Source organism: Pradoshia sp. Z5_111 (assembly GCF_058267535.1).
Genome location: NZ_JBZCPQ010000002.1, coordinates 80,626 through 100,859, shown reverse-complemented (window position 1 = coordinate 100,859; position 20,234 = coordinate 80,626). Strand labels below are relative to the sequence as shown.

The window sequence follows — 20,234 nt, the reverse complement described above, 5'->3', positions numbered from 1 at the left end:
ATGTATTTAGAGATTCAAGAACCGACGCAGAGAATATCGAAGGATAGTATATTGGTTTGGAGGCTGTCCAATAGCCTGGGACACGGGATTACCATTCTTATATTAGGAGTATTATGGTATCTTTCAGAAATGTATGATTGGAAGATATGGATTACATATGGATTAATTGTACTTATTGGTTTAACTGTACTCTCGGCAATCTATTCTATTCTTTTCGAGCCTTATTATAAACATAAAACCTGGAGATACGAGATTGACGAGGAATACGTTCAATTGAAACGTGGCCATTTTATCGTGGAGCACATTGTGATTCCGATGGCAAAAGTAGAATATGTATCGACACATCAAGGCCCCTTCTTACGAAAGTATCAGCTTTATGATGTTGAAATAGGAACGACAACTACAAATCATACGATTCCAGCCATACCTTCTGAACAAGCGATCGCTTTACGGGAGCAAATTGCAATTTTTGCGAAGGTGAAAGACCTTGATGAAATAGGGATGGAGCAGAAGCTATGAATCAATCTAAGAAAAGACAACATCCTGCCTGGATTCTTATAGAAATTGTTTCATTTATTAAAAGTCTTTTATTTATTATCATCTTTTTATTTATTTTAAATGCTGGTACAGAGACCGGTTGGGTTGTATGGGCGCGATATGCATTTTGGGCTGTTGTTGCTTGGGCCCTTATATACATTCCATTAAAATGGTATTCAAATACCTATGAATTGAACGAAGAAGCGATCGTTCTTCATGAAGGGGTGTTTGTTAAAAAGCTGCGTACAACAACCTATGAGCGAATTCAGGACCATCATATTCAAACAAACTTTATCCATAAGCTGCTTGGGCTAACAACGATTAAACTTGAAACCGGGACTACGGATGACGAATCGACTCTAATCTTTGAGGCTGTTAGTTCAGAGGAAGCGGATCGCATCCTTGATTTAGTATACAGGAAGAATTCCAATCGGTTAGATGAAGCAAAAGAAGAAGAAGTCATTGAAAAGCAGATCTACTTCCGCTCGACTCAAAAAGATAACTTAAAAGCTGCACTGACATCATTCAGTTTTCTAGCTATTTTCCCGCTTCTGGCAGCTGTTTACTCAAATATTGATGATTTTTTTAATGTAGAGGAATCCACTAAAGCAGTGTTTACCTACTTTATGAATCACTTAGGTTTATTGGTTCCGTTGATTGTAATTGCGCTTCTTCTTTCTTTTGGAATAGGATATATCCAAACTGTCCTCAAGTATGGAAATTATGAAATAGCCGGTGATAATCAAAGGATTTATATTTCTAAAGGAGTGTTAAACAGAAACACTTTTTCCATTCAAAAAAGCAGGGTTCAGGCAATCACGATTAAACAGTCTTTAATCAAGCGTCTTCTGGGAATGGCCGAGGTCAAGGTAGTAAGTGCCGGCCAAACAGAGAGTAGTGAAGAGGAGATTAGTTCACTTTACCCATTTCTGCCAAAGCATGAAGCCTATTCATTAACGAATGAATTATTGCCAGATTATCATATTGAAGAGGAGATGAAACATTTACCGAAGCATGTATTATGGCTAAGGCTCATTCGCCCATATTACTGGACGATTGCTGCTTTAATCGGTCTCTTTTTTTTCAAGAAAGACTGGATTTGGTTGGCAATAGGTGTATTCGTAATTGAGCTGATTCTCCGCTTCCTTAATTATAAATTTACAAGCTATTTGCAAACGGATGCATTCATCCAGGTACGAAATGGCGGTTTAATTACAGAAACCTTTTTAACCAAACGTAAGAATATCCAGCAAACCGTGAGTAAATATTCATGGCTGCAGCGTAAATTTAACGTGGCTACACTGGAATTCACCAATCGCTCCAAGCCGGTTGTGATTACCTCTTTACCTGATGTACCGAAGGAAGTCGTTGTGGAATTTCATGAATGGTATAAGACTAGTGTAAATATAAAAAGATTGTAAGGGTATACAAATTTCCCTGTAATTTACATGGGGAAAATGATACTATGGAAATAGAAATATTATCTGTCTCACATGTAACTGATACTCTTCAGGCATGGTGGTAAAGTGATAGGTTAGAAATAACCTATTTCTAATTCCGCCATGCCTTTTTTGTTCAATAGGACAGTTTGAAGATTAATTTCTAAATACAAATCATATCTATAGACAGAGAGGAGCAATTAAGAATGGCATTTAATTTTTTTAAGAAGAAAGAGAATAATTTGATGGCACCATTAAATGGTACGGTTATTTCAATTGAAGAGGTTCCTGATCCAGTATTCAGCCAAAAAATGATGGGAGAAGGTATTGCAATTCAGCCTTCAGGCGGCGATGTATATGCGCCTTTTAATGGAGAGGTTATCATGATTGCTCCAACCAAACATGCCATTGCGATCCGCAGTAAATCTGGTATTGAGGTCTTAATTCATATTGGTCTTGAAACCGTTGCCTTAAATGGAGAAGGATTTCAGCCTTCCGTTATAGAAGGAGAACAGGTGAGAGCTGGACAATTGTTGATAGAGGTGGATTGGGCGTATTTAGAGGAGCGAGTTGAAAGTACGGTTACTCCAATTATAGTGATGAATAGCGATAAGGAAATTACCTACGGCAGTAAGGGAACGTGTAAACAAGGTGAAACGGTTATTATGACAATCTAAAACTATTTTTTATTATACATGAAAGGAGGTGATGAGAACTTTAGGAAAGTGTATTATTTTGAAAACGTTTTCAAAATCTGGTCAAATGTATGGCTTGAAAGCGTAGTCTAGCTCACTAATTAAAAGAAGCGGAGGGAGTAAAGTGAAGAAGTATATACAAAGGCTGGGCGGCTCGTTAATGTTGCCTGTCGCAGTTTTGCCTGCTGCTGCTATTTTGATGGGACTTGGTTATTGGATTGACCCGGGTGGCTGGGGTGCTGAAAGTCCTGTGGCAGCCTTCTTAATCAAAGCCGGATCATCAATTATTGACAATATTGCAATCCTGTTTGCAGTCGGTGTTGCGCTTGGAATGTCAAAGGATCGGGATGGTTCAGCTGCTTTAAGTGGCTTAGTCGCCTTTTTGGTTGTAACAACCTTGCTGGCACCCGAGACGGTTGCGATGTTAAAGGGGATTGAGGTAGAAAATGTAGCTCCAGGCTTTGATAAAATCAAAAATGCATTTGTCGGAATCATATCAGGTATTATAGCATCTTCCATGTATAACAGATTCAGTCATGTCAAGCTTCCGGATGCATTGGCTTTCTTTAGTGGTAAACGTTTGGTACCGATTATGACAGCCTTAACTATGCTGGTTGTCTCTCTCGTTCTACTATTTGTATGGCCTCCTGTTTATACAGCCCTGATTTCATTTGGTGAAGGTATCTCTAAATTGGGAGCCGTAGGTGCCGGTCTTTACGGATTCTTTAATCGATTACTAATACCAACCGGCTTACACCATGCGTTAAACCAAGTATTCTGGTTTGATGTTGCTGGCATCAATGATATCAGTAACTTCTGGAAAGGTGAAGGTGTGAAAGGTGTAACTGGAATGTATCAGGCCGGATTCTTCCCGGTAATGATGTTTGGGTTACCTGCTGCTGGACTGGCTATGTACCATACGGCGAAAACAAAACATAAGAAACAGATTGCTTCCTTAATGCTTGCTGCAGGCTTTGCTGCATTTTTTACAGGTGTGACGGAACCTCTTGAGTTTGCTTTTATGTTTGCAGCTCCATTATTATACTTAGTCCATGCTGTATTGACAGGAATTTCGCTGGCGGTTGCCGCCACTTTTCATTGGACAGCGGGGTTTGGATTCAGTGCTGGATTGATAGACTTTCTCCTAAGTTTCCAATTACCGCTCGCTAATCAGCCTTATATGCTGATTGTCCAGGGATTAATTTTTGCAGTCATTTATTATTTCTTGTTCCGATTCATTATTGTGAAATTTAATCTTAATACCCCTGGAAGAGGAGAAGAATTGGAGAATGAGGCAAATGGGATGAAAGCTGCAGCGGCCTCTATTGAAAATAAATATGCCAGTTTAGCTGCTGAGATTTATACAGGATTGGGCGGTAAAGAAAATATCGTTTCTGTTGATAATTGTGCAACTCGCCTTAGATTGGAAGTCAAAAACATGGATGCGGTTGATCAAAATAAAATTAAATCGACTGGTGTACCTGGTATTAAGATAACCGGAAGGGAAAGTCTGCAGGTTATCGTCGGTACAAATGTTCAATTTGTTGCTGATGAATTAAAAAAAATAGTGAAGAACTAGTTCATTATCGTCTTTAATGAAAGATACAATTATAGAATTTCAAATGGTTACTATTAAATTGGCACCTTTGCTTCATCTTTTGAAGGCATCTAAAAACAGCCTATAATTTAAAGTAACTCAAGCGAAAGCTCCTTCCAGTCAATATGGAAAGAGCTTTTTTATTATTACAAGCTCATTCATGGGAGAGAAGGGGTCTAAGCTATCAGCATGAATAACAAATTCATCCCTTTCTGCCTTGCAATCTCTCAATATGAATGGTAATATACCCAATTTCCTCAGAAGGAAGATGTATGCCATGCTGTGTAGAAAGATGTTCTGCGATTGTTTTAGCACAATGATAGGAGGAAGGAAACTTATTGCTTATCATGAGCAGCATCTCTTCATCCATTGTTGTTCGCTCAGGATTTTCATCGATTCTATACAGGGTATAGCGGAAATGAGTTATTAAGCGCTCGTAGGAAAGTCCAGTTTCATCTAAGCTGATAGAAAAATAGTCCCGGATCATCTGAACAATTTCATTAATAATAGAAGTTTGACGTAAGGAAACTTGCAAATTTCCAGATGGAATAGATGCCGTATGCAGATGGAGTGCGATAAAGGCAGCTTCATCTATGGGCATTTGTATACCTATTTTCTCCTTAACATGATTGATTGCCCAAATGCCTATGTCAAACTCCTTTTTATATAAAACTCTTATCTCGGGGATAAGTTTATTTTTTATAAATATACCATCTTCATGGCGTTCAATCGCAAACGTAAGATGATCTGCGAGAGCAATAAAGATATGGGGATTTAATTTTACGTGAAGGCAATCCTCAGCATACTGAATAATTTCCTGTGTTAGAATCATATGCTCATTGGGGATTTGGGGTAAAAGCTGATCAAAATGGTCACTGTTTTTGATAACAAACAATTTATCGATTTTATTCCTGTTGATGATATCGTTCTTCCCTTTATTAAATGCAATTCCAGGACCAAGCGCGATTTTTTCCTGATTTTCATCCATGACAATCGCGGCATTATTATTAAGGACTTTCTTGATTTTCATGTATCTTCACCTCCTGAAACCCTTGGCTCATTATTTTTTTATCGATGGGAATGTAGTTACTTCTATCATATTAAAATAGCTAATAGATGTAAAATTTATATTAAATTAGAAGAAAGTGGTGTCATTGTTGGAAAAAATAACAGGAAATAGATCGTTTATAACGAAGTATGTAAAAGAAGTCATTAGATTCTCAGAAATGAGTTATTAATAGATAAAAGGAGGTTGTCATGGCGTTGTCTACTATTAAGTTTCCGGGGGAAACTTTTATTGGCTGGGGTTCAATGGAGAGACTGGATGAAGGTTTGCAATCTATGAAAAGTAATAAAATCCTGCTGATCACTGACCAATTATTACTTGATATTGGATTGCTTACACCTTATGTGACTCCATTACAATCAAAATACAGAGTTGAAATTTACACGGATGTGGAGCCAGAGCCGACGCTTGCTTGTGCTCAACGATTGGTTGAGTTTGCAAGAGGAGAAGATTTTGATTGTATTGTTGGTATTGGCGGAGGATCGGTATTGGATTTAGCTAAGCTGGCAGCGGTCATATCTGACAATGAAGGGGATGTTGCCGACTACTTAAATTTAAATGGGGAAAATTCCATCCTCCATAAAGGGAAACCAAAAATATTAATCCCGACCACCTCGGGGACTGGAAGTGAAGTGACGGACATTGCCGTGCTATCGCTTGAAGGAACAAAAGATGTCATTACCCATAAGTATTTGTTGTCTGATCTGGCAATTGTCGATCCAAAGCTGACGGTTTCTGTGCCAAGACGAATTACGGCTGCTACCGGTGTGGATGCTTTGACACATGCAGTAGAATCATATCTTTCAGTCCAAGCGAATGATGTGACGGATGGAATTGCTCTTCATGCCATTAAGCTTATTGGAGGGGCAATCCGTAGGGCTGTACAAAATGGTGATAATCTGGAAGCAAGATCAGCAATGAGCCATGGGAGTTATCTGGCTGGCTTGGCCTTTTACAATGCAGGTGTAGCCGGTGTTCATGCACTTGCGTATCCACTGGGAAGCCAATACAAACTGCCCCATGGGGAATCGAACGCTGTATTGCTGCCTTATGTAATGGACTATATAAAGGAAAATTGCCAGGACAAAATGAATCAGCTAGTAACGATACTGGGAGATGAAAAGCAGTCGCCATTCGAGGTGTTTCATCAATTGATAGAGGACGTTGGATTGCCTGTCACATTGAAGGAATATGGTGTGAAGGAAGCTTCGTTGGTAGGATTGACCGATGATGCGAACAAACAGACAAGGCTGCTGGCCAGAAGTCCGCTGCCTTTAAATAAGGATGATATATTGAATATTTATCAGCATGCCTATAAAGGTGTGGCTCTGAGTAGAGAGACAGGAGGCAAGTATGTTTAAGAAAACAATCGAGCCGAGAGTTTCTGAAACAGATGGCATTGGCCATGTTAATAATACGACGATTCCCATTTGGTTTGAAGCAGCAAGGAACCCGATTTTTAAACTGTTTACTCCAGATCTCTCATTTCAGAAATGGAAAATGATCATTCTAAATATGAATATAGATTATAGTAGACAAATATATTTCGGTACAAATGTCGAAGTTTACACATGGGTTAAACGCATTGGAAATACAAGCTTGGAGCTGTATGAGGAGATTCACCAGAATGGTCAGGTTTGTGCCAAAGGGACAGCAATATACGTTAATTTTAATTTGGAGACTCAGAAAACAGAACCTATACCGCAACATTTAAAACATGAACTATCCCAGCATGTATATATTGAATGATTAGAGACTTACAGATTACGTAAGTCTTATTTCTATTAGGGCAGCTAGTTGGTACAGAACGGAAATGGCATGCATGAATAGTATGTTTATATACAATTCTGAGGGGTATCCTGTTTTATTATGGACTATATATGAGGAGCTGTTGATATGAAAGGTATAAAAGAAATTCCTCGTGAAAAAACAGTTGATAACACCCTCACCCTATTATCAGAAGGGTACGAATTTATTTCTAACAGGCGAAAGCAATTCAATTCGGACATATTTCAGACTCGCCTTCTGGGACAGAAGGTTATTTGTATGACAGGAGAGGAAGCTGGAAGAGCCTTCTATGATGAAGATCGATTTATTCGTAAACCGGCAATTCCGATGAGAATTCAGAAATCTCTTTTTGGTAAAAATGGTGTACAAACGCTGGATGAAGAAGAACACCGACATCGTAAAGGAATGTTCATGTCGATTATGACACACCAAAGTTTGGACAAACTCCAGGAAATCACAAAAAAGCAATGGATGTCGGTTATCCCAATATGGGAAAAGAGTAAAAAAGTGATTTTAATGGAAGAGGCTAAACAAGTTCTTTACAGGATCGCCTGTGAGTGGGCTGGGGTTCCGATAAAAGAAAAGGAAGTAAAAAAGAGAGCAGAAGAAATGTTTAATTTAGTCGATTCTATTGGTGGAGTGGGTCCAAGATACCAAAAAGGCAGATGGGCAAGAAGAGATTCAGATAAGTGGGTTGCTGATATTATTGGACAAGTACGGGATGGGAAGCTAAGCGCTGAGCCAGGTACTGCTTTATCGATTATAGCTAATCATCGTGATTTGAATGGTGAATTGCTGGAACCGGAATTGGCTGCGGTCGAATTAATTAATATCATTCGACCTGTGGTGGCTAATTGTTATTTTGTTGTATTCTGTGCTATAGCGATGCATGATTATCCTGAGGTACGTAAATTATTGAAAACCAATAATGAAGTGTACAATAAAATGTTTGTACAAGAAGTACGTCGTTATTATCCTTTTGCACCATTTTTAGGAGCCAGAGTCCGCAAAGACTTTTATTGGAATGAATATCCGTTCAAAAAAGGAACATTGGTTCTTTTGGATCTATACGGAACCAATCATCATCCTGATCTTTGGGATAATCCAGATACATTTAAGGTTGAGCGATTTAGAGAATGGAAGGACAGTCCATTTGCCTTTATTCCGCAAGGCGGAGGAGATTATGATAAGGGACACCGTTGTGCAGGGGAATGGGCGACCGTCAAGATTTTGCAAACAACTGTTGATTTTCTAGTAAAAGATATTGATTATGAAGTACCCGAACAGGACTTAACAATCAGTAAGACCAGAATTCCAACCTATCCAAAAAGTGGATTTATCATCCAAAACGTAAAAAGTACTTAAATGAAGGGCGCCCAGAATGGGTGTCTTTTTATGTGCTAAAGGAATTATAGGAATTCTCCCGTCTCCTGATGATCTATTTTAATAAATATATAACCTAAGGGCGCATATGGGACGCTTTTCTGCTATACGCATAGTAGGGAGGCTAAAATTCGGGAGGTCTGAATTATATGTATCCATACTATAAGCATTTAAGGAAGGAAAGGTATTGTAAGGATGTGCCAATTGCTTTTCCTCCTCAACATCAAAACCAGCATCCGGGCTTGGAATATGTAATGACCCCCAGACCTATATCTGAAAATCCATATTACAAAGGGAGCGGAAAGCTGGTGAGGAAGACTGCTCTTATTACAGGCGGAGATTCAGGTATTGGCAGAGCGGTCGCCTATGCCTTTGCGAAAGAGGGCGCGAATATTGCTATTGTATATTTGTATGAGCATGAAGATGCCGAGGAAACAAAAGAAAGGATTGAGAAGCTGGGGGTTAAATGCCTGCTTATATGTGGAAATCTTATACATGAGGATATGTCAGTGGCTGCCGTTCGTCAATGTTTGGACGAATTTGGAAAGATCGATATTTTGGTAAATAATCATGCTGTACAGTTTGTTCAAAAACGGATTGAGGATATTACGGAGGAACAACTTGATTTAACATTTCGTACGAATATTTATTCCTATTTTTTCATGGTGAAGGCTGTCCTGCCACATCTCCAGCGTGGGTCTTCTATTATCAATACGGCTTCTGTCACAGCATATAATGGTCATCCTAAACTATTGGATTATTCAGCAACGAAGGGTGCAGTTGTAACATTTACACGTTCGCTTTCTCTTTCTTTAATAAAAAAGGGGATACGAGTAAATGGTGTAGCTCCAGGACCAATTTGGACACCGCTGATTCCTTCTTCATTTTCAGCCGAGGAGGTAAAGACTTTTGGAACATTAACTCCTGAGGTACCGATGAAGCGAGCAGGCCAACCATTTGAAATTGCCACCAGCTATGTATTTTTAGCTTCAGATGATTCGAGCTATATGTCCGGGCAAATCCTCCATCCAAATGGAGGGGATATGGTAAGTTCGTAACAAGTAGTGACGAGACTGCAAGCCAAGGCCTCCCCATCTGAATTGATCAAATATAGTAATGGATTAGATTGTATCCATTGATATATCGTCCCATTCCTCATCCAAGATATTGATCATCCAATTTAGAGCATATCTTCTCTCATAAACAACACCGGGACTAATTTCAATTGGGAATTCTTCATTATTCATACGAGTTTCGGCAATAGCCCAATGAAGTCTGTACAAAATATCGAGTGCGTCCAGAATTTCATTTTTATCTCGATAGGATGCTCGTTCCAACAGCTCTTCCTTGGTTGAATTCAATACAAGATTATAAAGTGTTTCTACATCTGATAAAGTATGTGGGAATGGAAGATCAGGAATCAGATTGATGGCCCATAAAAGGGCAGAGTTACATTCGATTTTCCAGGAGTAAGTGTTATATTCGTCCTGGTCAGGTTCCTCATTCTCAATGAACTCTTTTTCCTCAGGAGAAAATAATTCTTTCGCATTGTAACTCTCTAAAAATTCGTCAATCGTTTCATCGGGTGCACCACTGCCTTTAGCCGATACTATAGTGATGGCAATAATTCGGTCAATCACCTGTTCAATCTCTTTAAAGCGCAGTCTATTTGCACTTTCTAATGTATGTAAGTGTGTATTTATTGGGATTCCCATCTCTTTTAATAATTTTTCTGTCCGCTTTTTTCTTCCTATAGGACTATTCATTTAAATCTCCTCTTTCTGTATAAAGGCCCGCCTTTTATCTTATAAATACGTTTTAATCTAGCTTCGACGGCTAGAAGCTCAGGACATAAGCATGAACTCTACAGGAGGGAAAAACACCTCCCTCCGAGCTCCTGTCTTATGCTCCTCGCTTCTGGGCAAGCCGTCTCAGCTTTTTCCTTAATCCAGCTTCGGCTCCTAGGAGCTCGAGTCATAAGCAAATACTCTACGGGAGAAGAACCTTCCCTTCGAGTATTTGTCTTATGCTTGTCGCTCCTGAACAGTCGTCTCAGCTTTTTACGGATAATCATTTTATCAAGATGATTTTAACATATTTTGGTTAAATGATTGAATATTCTGCACTGAGAGGAGATTTTTGTAATTTTTTTATGTAAGAGGGTTTGTATAAGAGAGGTTTGATTTGAGTGGGCAGTTCACTCAGTTTGCCAGGAAAGATAGATGGACACAAAAGAAAAAGCACGCAGTATTTTGCGTACTTTGGGCCATGGATGCGGCAAACTTAGTCTTCGTACCATAATCCAGTTGTTTCGGCTTTTTGCTTAATCCAGCTTCAACTCCTAGGAGCTCGAGTCATAAGCAAATACTCTGCGGGAGAAGAACCCTCCCTTCGAGTATTTGTCTTATGCTTGTCGCGGGCCTACAGGATGTAGGTCACGAAGACGTTGCCACAGGACGTGGCGAATTTAGTCTTCGATCCTTAACCCAGTCGTTTCAGCCTTTTGTTTAATCTAGCTTCGACTCCTAGTCCCTCGAGTCATAAGGATAGCCACTACGGGAGGGAAGAGCGCCTCCCTACGTGCCTCTCCTTATGCTTGTCGGGCCTGACCAAGGCCCTTCAGCCTTTTGCTTAATCCAGATTCAGGGCCTAGCTCCTCGAGACATAAGTGTAGCCACTACGGGAGGGAAGAGCGCCTCCCTACGTGACTCCTCTTATGCTTGTCGGAGCTGAGCAAGGCCCTTCATCTTTTTATCTTCTTCCATTTAGCTTTTTCAGCTAGTGCGGAGCGTTGGTTTTCTTTTCGGTTTAGGTAGGCGAGTTCGCGTTGGAGTTTTAGGTAGCTGGCAAATCGTTCTTTACTCAGCGTTTTATTGGATAGTGCCTCCTGTACTGCGCAACTTGGTTCGGTTTTGTGTTTACAATCTGTAAATTTACATTGTGCGGCTAATTCTTCTATATCAGTGAAACTATGACTGATTCCCTCGTCGGCTTCCCATAATTGTAATTCCCTCATTCCAGGAGTATCAATTATGATACCTCCTCCATTAAGGATAACTAGTTCTCGGTGTGTAGTTGTGTGTCTTCCTTTATCGTCATCTTCCCGAATGGATTTAACCTCCAGGATGCTTTCGCCATAAAGGACATTTGTTAATGTTGATTTACCGGTACCAGATGAACCAAGTAAAGCAACCGTCTTACCTTCTTGGATATAAGGGTCTAATTGCTCTAAACCCATCCTATTTTCCGCACTGATAGGATGAATGGGTACACCTAATGCGACTGCCTCTACTTCCCTGATTTTTTGATCAACATCATCACATAAATCAGATTTGCTTAAAATAATGACAGGATTTGCTCCGCTTTCCCAAGCCATTAATAAGTAACGTTCCAGCCTGCGCATATTAAAATCGGTATTAAGTGCATTGACTAAGAAAATGGTATCGATATTGGCTGCGACAAGTTGCTCTTCAGTAGTCACTCCAGCCTTCTTTCTTGAGAATTTACTTTTTCTTGGTAATACGGCGTGGATGGTTGCTTTTTGCTCCTCTTTTCGGGAAGTGATGGCAACCCAATCACCGACTGCAGGAAAATCTGAGCTTTCCTTTGCTTCATGACGCATTTTGCCTGTAACTTCAGCTAAAAGATTACCATCTGCTGAGAAAACACGATACATGCCTTTATGCTCTAAAGCTACACGGCCTACTGTGTATTCTTTATTGCTATATTGTTTGAAAGCTTCTTCAAAGTGTTGATTCCAGCCTAATTGTTTTAAATTCAATTTAAATTCCTCCAAATGATTGTTTTGATTGCAAAATAAAAAGGAGACCAAAAAATACGTTGGTCTCCTTCATGTCGGTTCTGTGTTATAGACAGATCAGACAAATAAAAAACCATGGACCGCACACAGCCCATGGAAATATGCAAATTCAATCATGTTAAAATAAAAGGAATTTTATGCATCCTTACCAGAGGGCTGTGATATGAAATTGACAGAAACGATGTTTATGATTTGAGTTTCCATAATACATTCCTCCTTTGTGTAAGTGATTACATTAACTATAGTTTAATTTTGTATGATTTGCAAACGAATTATTCAGTTTATTCTAAAATGTTTGTATATGACATATGTCATGTTCACCTATTGACGTTTATGACTAGTTTGGAGTTGAACTATTCTATAACATTAAGAATAAATATTGTTATAGAGGTGAATTAAATGTCCAAGGAGAAGAATATATCCTTAAGAAAACAAATTGCTCCCTATGAAAAGGCGAATACAAAATCAAGCGTAAAACAAATTCTAAATACATTTATTCCATTTTTACTTCTTTGGTTTGCTGCCTATCAAAGCCTGGAGATTTCGTATTGGCTGACATTGTTTTTTGCGGTACTTACATCCGGTTTTGTTATTAGATTGTTTATTATCTTCCATGATTGCTGCCATCAATCCTTCTTTAAAAACAGGAAATGGAACGACATTTTAGGGACGATAACTGGAGTTATTACTATGTTTCCATATGAACAATGGAAAAGAAGTCATTCCATTCACCATGCGACAAGCAGTAATTTGAATAAGCGTGGAACCGGAGATATTTGGATCATGACTGTCGAGGAATACAAGATGGCCTCGTTTAAGGAAAAGTTAATATATCGACTATATCGGAATCCAATTGTCATGTTTGGGTTAGGTCCAATCTATTTATTTTTAGTTACAAATCGTTTCAATCGTAAAGGTGCCAGAAGAAAAGAACGCATAAACACGTACATTACCAATCTATCTATCGTCGTCATTTATGCGTCTATGTGCTTGCTAATCGGATGGAAGGAATTTTTATTAATTCAATTGCCGATCTTGTTTATTGCAGGTGCTCTGGGAATCTGGTTATTTTATGTACAGCATCAATTTGAAGATTCATATTTTGAGGAAGAAAAAGATTGGGACTATGTAAAAGCGGCAATCGACGGAAGCTCTTATTATAAGCTTCCAAGAGTTCTTCAATGGGTAACAGGGAATATAGGTTTTCATCATGTTCATCATTTAAGTCCAAGAGTACCAAATTATCATCTTGAAAAAGTCCATAATGAGACTGCTCCTTTGCAGCAAGCTACAACCATTACGATATCTTCTAGTTTAAAGGCAATCCGTTTTCGTCTATGGGATGAAAAAGGTAAAGGCTTTGTGAGTTTTAAAGACATAAATGGTCGTGCTGGTAAGGCAAAGTCATAATTTAGATGTTACAAAAAAATACAGTATATTTACTGTATTTTTTTTATTTACTGGTATATGCTGGAGTAAAATTAATGAAGGGGGAGACAACAATTGAATGCTTTGAATCAGTTATTCCCAACTAATAAAGGACTGAATCTATATATTTGGCTCGTATTTAGTATCCTCCCTTTCTATTTTATTTTTCATACAAAATCCATTTTTATGATTGTGTTAGGAATCATTCTTATTCTGTCATTTTTTATAAGTAATCGTATTTCAGCTAATTCAAAAGGTGGATTTATTTATTTCTGGGTAGGAATCCAAATGGCAATTTGTATAGCTATGTCATTAATTTTTGGATTTGTTTATTTTTCACTCTTTCTGGCTTATTATATTGGAACTGTTGAGAATAAGGTAGGTTTCTTTATTTTATATGGTATTCATGTTGGAGGCACAGTGATTACGGTTAATTGGGGATTCATTACTCAGAATCCACTCTTCTTTTCACAATTTCCTTTTATTTTAATATGTGTAATTGGTGTCATTTTACTGCCGCTGAGCTCCTATAATATTCACAAAAGAGAAAGGCTGGAGGCTGAGCTGAAAGATGCTCACAAACAAATATCAGATTTAGTTAAGCTTCAGGAACGCCAGCGAATTGCAAGGGACTTACATGATATTCTTGGTCAGAAACTCTCGTTGATCGGACTGAAAAGTGATTTGGCCGGTAAGCTGGTACAAATAAATCCGGAGCAGGCAAAGAATGAATTGAAAGATATTCAAGTGACTGCAAGAACAGCATTAAAAGAAGTGCGTGAAATTGTAGCTGATATGAGAGGCACCAAAATGGAGGATGAATTGATCCGTATCAAGCAAATACTGAGAGCTGCTCAAATGGAATTTTATGTTGAAGGAGAAGAGAGTATCCAGAAGATTCCGCTGCTTGTGGAAAATGTATTGAGCATGTGTTTAAAGGAAGCTATCACTAATATCGTGAAGCATAGCAGGGCCAATGAATGCAGACTAGATATAAAAAAAACGCATACAGAAATAACAATGATTATTCAGGATAATGGAACAGGAATTGTTGAAAAAGAAATGGGTAAAGGGAATGGCTTAAAGGGAATGAGGGAGCGGCTTGAATTTGTGAATGGAAGCCTTGATATTCGCGTTAATTCAGGAACAGAGTTAATTTTTAAAATTCCACTGATAGAGCGGAACGTTCAACAGGAGGTAATGGCATGATTAAAATCGTAATAGCTGAAGATCAAAGAATGCTGCTTGGTGCACTAGGCGCATTGTTAGATTTAGAACCAGATATGACGGTGGTTGGTAAAGCGAAAAATGGAGAGGAAGCTATATCTATGATCAAACAGCATAAGCCGGATGTTTGTGTGATGGATATAGAAATGCCTGGTAAAAGTGGACTCGATGTCGCAGAAGAATTAAAAGGAAGCGCATGCAAAGTAATTATACTTACAACCTTTGCGAGGTCAGGCTATTTTGAAAGGGCACGAAAAGCGGATGTACGCGGGTATCTGTTAAAGGACAGTCCGAGTGAAGAACTGGCCAACTCTATCAGGGTTATTATAGATGGACGACGTATTTATGCACCAGAACTGGTTGACATGATATATGAAGAGGAAAACCCTCTCACGGAACGTGAACAACAGGTTTTGGGCTTAATTGCAGATGGGAAAAATACGAAGGAAATTGCCAATCAACTATTTATAACAACAGGGACGGTTCGAAACTATATCTCTGTCATACTTGATAAACTGGACGTCAATAATCGAATAGAAGCTATCTCTCGATTTAAAGAAAAAGGCTGGTTTAAGTAGAATATGTTTTAATTTTTAAAAAATATGATTGATAATGTTATAAAATACCAGTAAAATCTAAATTATATGATGAAATATAGGTAAAATAGGATTGAACAAATGTAGTAACATGTTCCTATTTTGCTTTTTCATTTATCGGAGGAAATATTCCTTTTAAACATCTTTAGATCTACATTTCTATTACCTCAGAGTATGATACTTCTTAGTACAGCAAGTTTTACATCCAGACGAGATGAATTTGCTACTTCAATAAATTCTATTAGAATGATTAAACAACTACGCACTTAAATATATTTTCAGATAATAAAATAGTATATTTCAATGATAATAGGAGGTTATTTTATAGACCTTTTCTCAGTAAAATTATCCCAAAAACGGAAATCGCTGTTTTAATTTTATTGACGGACAAACTTTATATACATATAATTCTAAGTAGTCCATATAATATCAGAAAATATAAAATATTGCCGCAAATATTAGCAGGGGGGAAGTATTTTGATTGTCTTTGATCATGTAAATAAGTATTTTGGTGATTTTCATGTTCTAAAAGATATAAATCTAGAAATTGAAAAGGGAGAAGTAGTAGTCGTAATTGGTCCTTCGGGATCAGGTAAAAGTACGATGCTCAGATGTATTAATCGTCTCGAAGCGATTAATAGCGGTACTTTAAAAGTAAATGGTATTTCGGTGACGGATAAAAAGACAAATATCAACGAACTTCGTCGTGATATCGGTATGGTATTTCAGCATTTTTATTTATATCCTCATAAAACAGTTCTTCAAAATATAACATTGGCTCCTATGAAAGTGTTGGGTAAATCTGAAGAGGAAGCTGTAAAGACCGCAAAACTATATCTTGAAAAAGTAGGGATTCCTGATAAGGCAAATGCATATCCTGCCCAGCTTTCCGGCGGGCAGCAGCAACGTGTAGCTATTGCAAGAGGTTTAGCGATGAATCCGGAAGTTATGCTTTTTGATGAACCAACCTCCGCACTCGATCCTGAGATGATTGGTGAAGTATTGGATGTTATGAAAGCGTTGGCGAAGGAAGGTATGACGATGGTTGTCGTCACGCATGAAATGGGCTTTGCGAAAGAGGTTGCTAATCGTATTGTCTTTATGGATGAAGGAAAAATCTTAGAAGAATCCACACCGGCTGAATTCTTTACGAATCCACAGGAAGAAAGGGCTCGTTCGTTCTTAAGCCGTATTTTAAATCATTAATAAGGGGGAAAAAGAATGTTATTAAAAAAGTTTTGGAAGGTATCAATACTCTCAATCATTGCTGTATTCATGTTGGCAGCCTGCGGCAGTAAAGAAGAAACAACCGGAGGATCGTCTGAAAGCGGTCTGGAAAAAATAAAGGATAAAGATAAAATCGTATTTGGCGTGAAAAATGATACTCGTTTGTTTGGATTGAAAAATACAAGCACTGGTAAAGTAGAAGGCTTTGATATAGACATTGCAAAAGCACTGGCTAAAGAGGTAATCGGGGATGAAAATAAAGTAGAGTTCGTAGAAGTGACTTCTAAAACGCGTGTGCCGCTGCTACAGAATGGAAAGATTGACGCTGTTGTTGCCACTATGACCATTACAGAGGAACGTAAAAAAGAAGTAGATTTTACAGATGTTTATTTTGAAGCAGGTCAATCATTACTTGTCAAAAAGGGAAGCAAAATTAAAAGCATTGATGATTTAAAAGCAGGTACTAAAGTTCTTGCTGTTAAAGGTTCTACTTCTGCTATTAATATAGCTGAAAAAGCACCGGATACGGAAGTACTGCAATATGAAAACTATGCAGAAGCTTTTACAGCACTTAAATCCGGACAAGGAGATGCCTTAACAACGGATGATGCCATCCTGTATGGAATGGTTGATGAAGATCCTTCATATGAATTAGTTGGCGGACAATTTACGGAAGAACCATATGGAATCGCTGTTAAAAAAGGTAATACAGAATTAGTGGATGAATTAAATAAAGCTCTAAAAACAATTAAAGATAACGGAACTTACGATGAGATATTTAATAAATGGATCGAAAATAAATAATTTCTCCAATCAGGATGGGCAAACATGCTCATCCTGATTGATTAAGAGGAGTGAATCAATTGCTGGATTTTTCTTTACTCGCAGAAAATATGGATATGTATATAGAGGGTTTTCTAAAGACGATACAAATAAGTTTATTAGCCCTCGTAGGAAGCTTTTTTTTAGGGGCATTTATTGCAGTCATGAGAATTGCGCCGTTCAAGCCATTAAATTGGATTGGGACCGCTTATGTTGAATTTGTACGAAATATCCCCTTATTGATCATTGCATTTATCTTTTATTATGGGGCAAAACTGCCGGGCTTTGCAGCAGGTTCCTTAGCATTAACGATTTATACGGCTGCCTTTATAGCTGAGGCCATTCGAGCAGGGATTCTATCCATTCACAAAGGGCAAATGGAAGCAGCCCGTTCATCAGGTTTGACCTATGGGCAGGCTATGAGAAGGATTGTCTTGCCTCAGGCTATAAAAGTTGTAATTCCTCCATTAGGCAATCAATTTATCAATTTAGTTAAAAACTCATCCATTCTGGCTGTCATTGCGGGTGGTGAGTTAATGTATCAGGCAGATTTGATTTCTTCTAATACGTTTGTTGTGTTTGATGTTTATATTTTTGTTGCTTTATTCTATCTGGTTATAACCATTCCACTCAGTTTAGGTGTTGGGTATTTAGAAAAACACCTGGCAAAAAGCTCGTAAGGAGGCGTAATCATGGATTTTGCAGGAGCATATACGCCCGATAATCTTAAATTTTTAGTAGATGGATTTCTTGTTACGCTAAAGGTTGCTGTAATTTCTATTATCCTTAGTTTTATTATCGGGGGGATATTAGGGATCATCCGTTACGCGAAGATACCATTGTTATCAAAGGCTGTGGCGGTTTTAGTAGAAACGATTCGAAATCTGCCACTAATCCTTATAATTTTCTTTGTTTATTTTGGATTACAGGATCCAAGCAGAGGCTGGTCCTTAAATATGAGTGTAACGACTGCGGCCATCATGGCATTAACGATTTTTGAATCTGCCATGATCTCAGAAATTATTCGAAGCGGTCTAAACTCGGTTCCTAAAGGTCACATAGAGGCAGCCCGTTCATCGGGTTTGAATTATATTCAGACTCTCACTCATATTATTTTGCCCCAGGCCTTGCGTAACATGGTTCCGCCTATTGTCAGTCAGTTTATTTCATTATTAAAAGATACATCATTAGCTGTAGTTATTGCATTGCCTGAATTGACGCATCATGGACAAACCGTTTACGCGCAAAATGGGAATTATATTTACCCAATCCTGATTCTCGTAGCACTAATGTATTTTGTGGTTAATTATGGTTTATCCTTAGTTGCCAGAAGATTAGAGATTAAAAGGGCGTAGATCGTGTATTCAGCATCATCCCTAAGGAGGGATGGTGCTTTTTTGCACATTAGTTTAGGTAGATGTCATATACATAAAGAAAAATGGTTCATTTAATTAACTCGATGTATCTTTGTATAGATATACTATTTTTTTATAGGGCATATTTATAGTATGATAGTCAATGAGGTTTTCTATAAGAAATCTCACTAACGGGAATATCGTTTTACTCATGAATGTGATTTTAGCGATTTCCAACCATTTGCAGTGATTTCCCAGAGTGAATCATGTATATAATAAGATATGACAAATATAAATTCAGAAGGTTGAGAGTATGAATAAACAAAAAACAATTGAAGAATTGCAGCAGATTATTCAGGCAGAACATATTAAACAGGATGAACCTTTACGTGAATATACATTTACTAAAACGGGTGGGAATGCAGACTTTCTGGTGTTGCCTACAACCTATGAAGAGGTTCAAAATACGATCCTTTATGCACATAAGAATGATATTCCGTTGACGATTTTAGGAAATGGATCGAATTTAATCATTAGAGATGGTGGAATTAGAGGAATTGTCCTGATTCTAAATCATTTAGATAAGATTTATATGGAAGATGGGAAGATTATTGCCCAGAGCGGTGCAACCATTATTGATGTATCCCGCTTTGCTCTAGAACAGAAGCTGACGGGACTTGAGTTTGCATGCGGAATCCCTGGTTCAGTCGGTGGAGCTGTGTATATGAATGCTGGTGCCTACGGTGGGGAAATTTCACAGGTGATTGAGTCAGCTATCGTGTTAAATGAGAAGGGTGAGCTTCTTACATTGACGAAAGATGAGATGGAGCTTACTTACCGCAGCAGTTTGATTGCCAAGCAAAACTATATCGTTTTAGAAGCTCGTTTTGCCCCGGTACCTGGAGATGTAAAAGTAATTAAAGAAAAAATGGATGAGTTAACCTTTTTAAGGGAGTCCAAGCAACCGCTTGAGTATCCTTCCTGTGGAAGTGTTTTTAAACGTCCACCGGGCTATTTTGCGGGTAAATTGATTCAGGATAGCGGTTTGCAAGGAGCTCAAATTGGTGGAGCACAGGTATCTACAAAGCATGCTGGGTTCATCATTAATACTGGCGATGCTACTGCTACTGACTATCTGGCGCTGATTAAGCATGTTCAGGACACGGTTAAAGCTAATTTTGGCGTCAGCCTGGAAACAGAAGTAAAAATAATTGGTGAAGAAGAATAAAATTGAATAAATAGAATGTCGGGCCC

The 20,234-nt window shown here is 38.2% G+C and carries 19 protein-coding genes; 16 read left to right on the top strand and 3 right to left on the bottom strand.

The annotated features are described in order from the left end of the window. The 4 genes from AC4D4A_RS04830 (at position 1) to nagE (ending at position 4,250) form a co-directional block, all read left to right on the top strand. The gene (locus AC4D4A_RS04830) at positions 1-519 is read left to right on the top strand and encodes a PH domain-containing protein (protein WP_490994849.1); all 519 of its coding nucleotides are present in this window, start codon (positions 1-3) and stop codon (positions 517-519) included. Continuing rightward, positions 516-1,958 (top strand): PH domain-containing protein, encoded by a 1,443-nt coding sequence (locus AC4D4A_RS04825; protein ID WP_490994848.1) that lies wholly within the window; start codon positions 516-518, stop codon positions 1,956-1,958. Before AC4D4A_RS04830 ends, AC4D4A_RS04825 begins: the two co-directional genes overlap by 4 nt. Before the next feature lie 224 nt (positions 1,959-2,182). Then, positions 2,183-2,653: a PTS sugar transporter subunit IIA gene (locus tag AC4D4A_RS04820; protein ID WP_490994847.1), complete on the top strand. Its 471-nt coding sequence runs from the start codon at positions 2,183-2,185 to the stop codon at positions 2,651-2,653. Positions 2,654-2,795: 142 nt separating this feature from the next. After that, on the top strand, positions 2,796-4,250 hold the full coding sequence (gene nagE, locus AC4D4A_RS04815; protein WP_490994846.1) for an N-acetylglucosamine-specific PTS transporter subunit IIBC: 1,455 nt from the start codon (positions 2,796-2,798) through the stop codon (positions 4,248-4,250). A gap of 220 nt (positions 4,251-4,470) precedes the next feature. Here the strand turns inward: nagE and AC4D4A_RS04810 are convergent, their stop codons facing one another. Then, positions 4,471-5,298, bottom strand: coding sequence for a PRD domain-containing protein (locus AC4D4A_RS04810; RefSeq protein ID WP_490994845.1), 828 nt, complete (start codon positions 5,296-5,298; stop codon positions 4,471-4,473). Between the two features lie 227 nt (positions 5,299-5,525). Between AC4D4A_RS04810 and AC4D4A_RS04805 the strand changes: the two genes are divergently transcribed. The 4 genes from AC4D4A_RS04805 to AC4D4A_RS04790 all read left to right on the top strand — a co-directional run bounded on the left by AC4D4A_RS04805 (position 5,526) and on the right by AC4D4A_RS04790 (position 9,563). Next, positions 5,526-6,695: an iron-containing alcohol dehydrogenase gene (locus tag AC4D4A_RS04805; RefSeq protein ID WP_490994844.1), complete on the top strand. Its 1,170-nt coding sequence runs from the start codon at positions 5,526-5,528 to the stop codon at positions 6,693-6,695. Continuing rightward, positions 6,688-7,083 (top strand): acyl-CoA thioesterase, encoded by a 396-nt coding sequence (locus AC4D4A_RS04800; protein WP_490994843.1) that lies wholly within the window; start codon positions 6,688-6,690, stop codon positions 7,081-7,083. Before AC4D4A_RS04805 ends, AC4D4A_RS04800 begins: the two co-directional genes overlap by 8 nt. 147 nt (positions 7,084-7,230) lie before the next feature. Further along, complete coding sequence (gene cypC, locus AC4D4A_RS04795) at positions 7,231-8,487, top strand: CYP152 family fatty-acid peroxygenase CypC (protein ID WP_490994842.1); 1,257 nt, start codon at positions 7,231-7,233, stop codon at positions 8,485-8,487. Positions 8,488-8,654: 167 nt separating this feature from the next. After that, a complete protein-coding gene (locus AC4D4A_RS04790; protein WP_490994841.1) occupies positions 8,655-9,563 on the top strand; it encodes an SDR family oxidoreductase in 909 nt (302 codons plus the stop codon). Between the two features lie 63 nt (positions 9,564-9,626). On the opposite strand, the gene AC4D4A_RS04785 is transcribed toward AC4D4A_RS04790, so the two are convergent. Both AC4D4A_RS04785 and rsgA read right to left on the bottom strand, forming a co-directional pair. Then, a complete protein-coding gene (locus AC4D4A_RS04785) occupies positions 9,627-10,271 on the bottom strand; it encodes a DUF4272 domain-containing protein (RefSeq protein WP_490994840.1) in 645 nt (214 codons plus the stop codon). A gap of 977 nt (positions 10,272-11,248) precedes the next feature. Then, positions 11,249-12,286 carry a ribosome small subunit-dependent GTPase A gene (gene rsgA, locus AC4D4A_RS04780; protein WP_490994839.1) on the bottom strand — a complete coding sequence of 346 codons (1,038 nt, stop codon included), beginning with the start codon at positions 12,284-12,286 and terminating at the stop codon, positions 11,249-11,251. A gap of 438 nt (positions 12,287-12,724) precedes the next feature. Between rsgA and desA the strand changes: the two genes are divergently transcribed. The 8 genes from desA (at position 12,725) to murB (ending at position 20,208) form a co-directional block, all read left to right on the top strand. Beyond that, the gene (gene desA, locus AC4D4A_RS04775) at positions 12,725-13,735 is read left to right on the top strand and encodes a Delta(5) desaturase DesA (protein ID WP_490994838.1); all 1,011 of its coding nucleotides are present in this window, start codon (positions 12,725-12,727) and stop codon (positions 13,733-13,735) included. A gap of 93 nt (positions 13,736-13,828) precedes the next feature. Then, on the top strand, positions 13,829-14,962 hold the full coding sequence (locus AC4D4A_RS04770; RefSeq protein WP_490994837.1) for a sensor histidine kinase: 1,134 nt from the start codon (positions 13,829-13,831) through the stop codon (positions 14,960-14,962). Next, positions 14,959-15,558, top strand: coding sequence for a response regulator (locus AC4D4A_RS04765; RefSeq protein WP_490994836.1), 600 nt, complete (start codon positions 14,959-14,961; stop codon positions 15,556-15,558). Before AC4D4A_RS04770 ends, AC4D4A_RS04765 begins: the two co-directional genes overlap by 4 nt. Positions 15,559-16,053: 495 nt before the next feature. Continuing rightward, complete coding sequence (locus AC4D4A_RS04760) at positions 16,054-16,782, top strand: amino acid ABC transporter ATP-binding protein (RefSeq protein WP_490994835.1); 729 nt, start codon at positions 16,054-16,056, stop codon at positions 16,780-16,782. Positions 16,783-16,797: 15 nt separating this feature from the next. Beyond that, the gene (locus AC4D4A_RS04755; protein WP_490994834.1) at positions 16,798-17,607 is read left to right on the top strand and encodes a transporter substrate-binding domain-containing protein; all 810 of its coding nucleotides are present in this window, start codon (positions 16,798-16,800) and stop codon (positions 17,605-17,607) included. Between the two features lie 62 nt (positions 17,608-17,669). Next, positions 17,670-18,305, top strand: coding sequence for an amino acid ABC transporter permease (locus AC4D4A_RS04750; RefSeq protein ID WP_490995195.1), 636 nt, complete (start codon positions 17,670-17,672; stop codon positions 18,303-18,305). Positions 18,306-18,317: 12 nt separating this feature from the next. After that, positions 18,318-18,980 (top strand): amino acid ABC transporter permease, encoded by a 663-nt coding sequence (locus AC4D4A_RS04745; RefSeq protein ID WP_490994833.1) that lies wholly within the window; start codon positions 18,318-18,320, stop codon positions 18,978-18,980. Between the two features lie 313 nt (positions 18,981-19,293). Beyond that, positions 19,294-20,208, top strand: a complete 915-nt coding sequence (gene murB / locus AC4D4A_RS04740) for a UDP-N-acetylmuramate dehydrogenase (protein WP_490994832.1) — start codon at positions 19,294-19,296, stop codon at positions 20,206-20,208. Positions 20,209-20,234 lie beyond the last annotated feature (26 nt).

Coding starts and splice junctions, on each gene's coding strand:
- AC4D4A_RS04830 (WP_490994849.1), top strand. CDS start 1: ATGTATTTAGAGATTCAAGAACCGACGCAGAGAATATCGAAGGATAGT.
- AC4D4A_RS04825 (WP_490994848.1), top strand. CDS start 516: ATGAATCAATCTAAGAAAAGACAACATCCTGCCTGGATTCTTATAGAA.
- AC4D4A_RS04820 (WP_490994847.1), top strand. CDS start 2,183: ATGGCATTTAATTTTTTTAAGAAGAAAGAGAATAATTTGATGGCACCA.
- AC4D4A_RS04810 (WP_490994845.1), bottom strand. CDS start 5,298: ATGAAAATCAAGAAAGTCCTTAATAATAATGCCGCGATTGTCATGGAT.
- AC4D4A_RS04805 (WP_490994844.1), top strand. CDS start 5,526: ATGGCGTTGTCTACTATTAAGTTTCCGGGGGAAACTTTTATTGGCTGG.
- AC4D4A_RS04800 (WP_490994843.1), top strand. CDS start 6,688: ATGTTTAAGAAAACAATCGAGCCGAGAGTTTCTGAAACAGATGGCATT.
- cypC (WP_490994842.1), top strand. CDS start 7,231: ATGAAAGGTATAAAAGAAATTCCTCGTGAAAAAACAGTTGATAACACC.
- AC4D4A_RS04790 (WP_490994841.1), top strand. CDS start 8,655: ATGTATCCATACTATAAGCATTTAAGGAAGGAAAGGTATTGTAAGGAT.
- AC4D4A_RS04785 (WP_490994840.1), bottom strand. CDS start 10,271: ATGAATAGTCCTATAGGAAGAAAAAAGCGGACAGAAAAATTATTAAAA.
- desA (WP_490994838.1), top strand. CDS start 12,725: ATGTCCAAGGAGAAGAATATATCCTTAAGAAAACAAATTGCTCCCTAT.
- AC4D4A_RS04765 (WP_490994836.1), top strand. CDS start 14,959: ATGATTAAAATCGTAATAGCTGAAGATCAAAGAATGCTGCTTGGTGCA.
- AC4D4A_RS04755 (WP_490994834.1), top strand. CDS start 16,798: ATGTTATTAAAAAAGTTTTGGAAGGTATCAATACTCTCAATCATTGCT.
- AC4D4A_RS04745 (WP_490994833.1), top strand. CDS start 18,318: ATGGATTTTGCAGGAGCATATACGCCCGATAATCTTAAATTTTTAGTA.
- murB (WP_490994832.1), top strand. CDS start 19,294: ATGAATAAACAAAAAACAATTGAAGAATTGCAGCAGATTATTCAGGCA.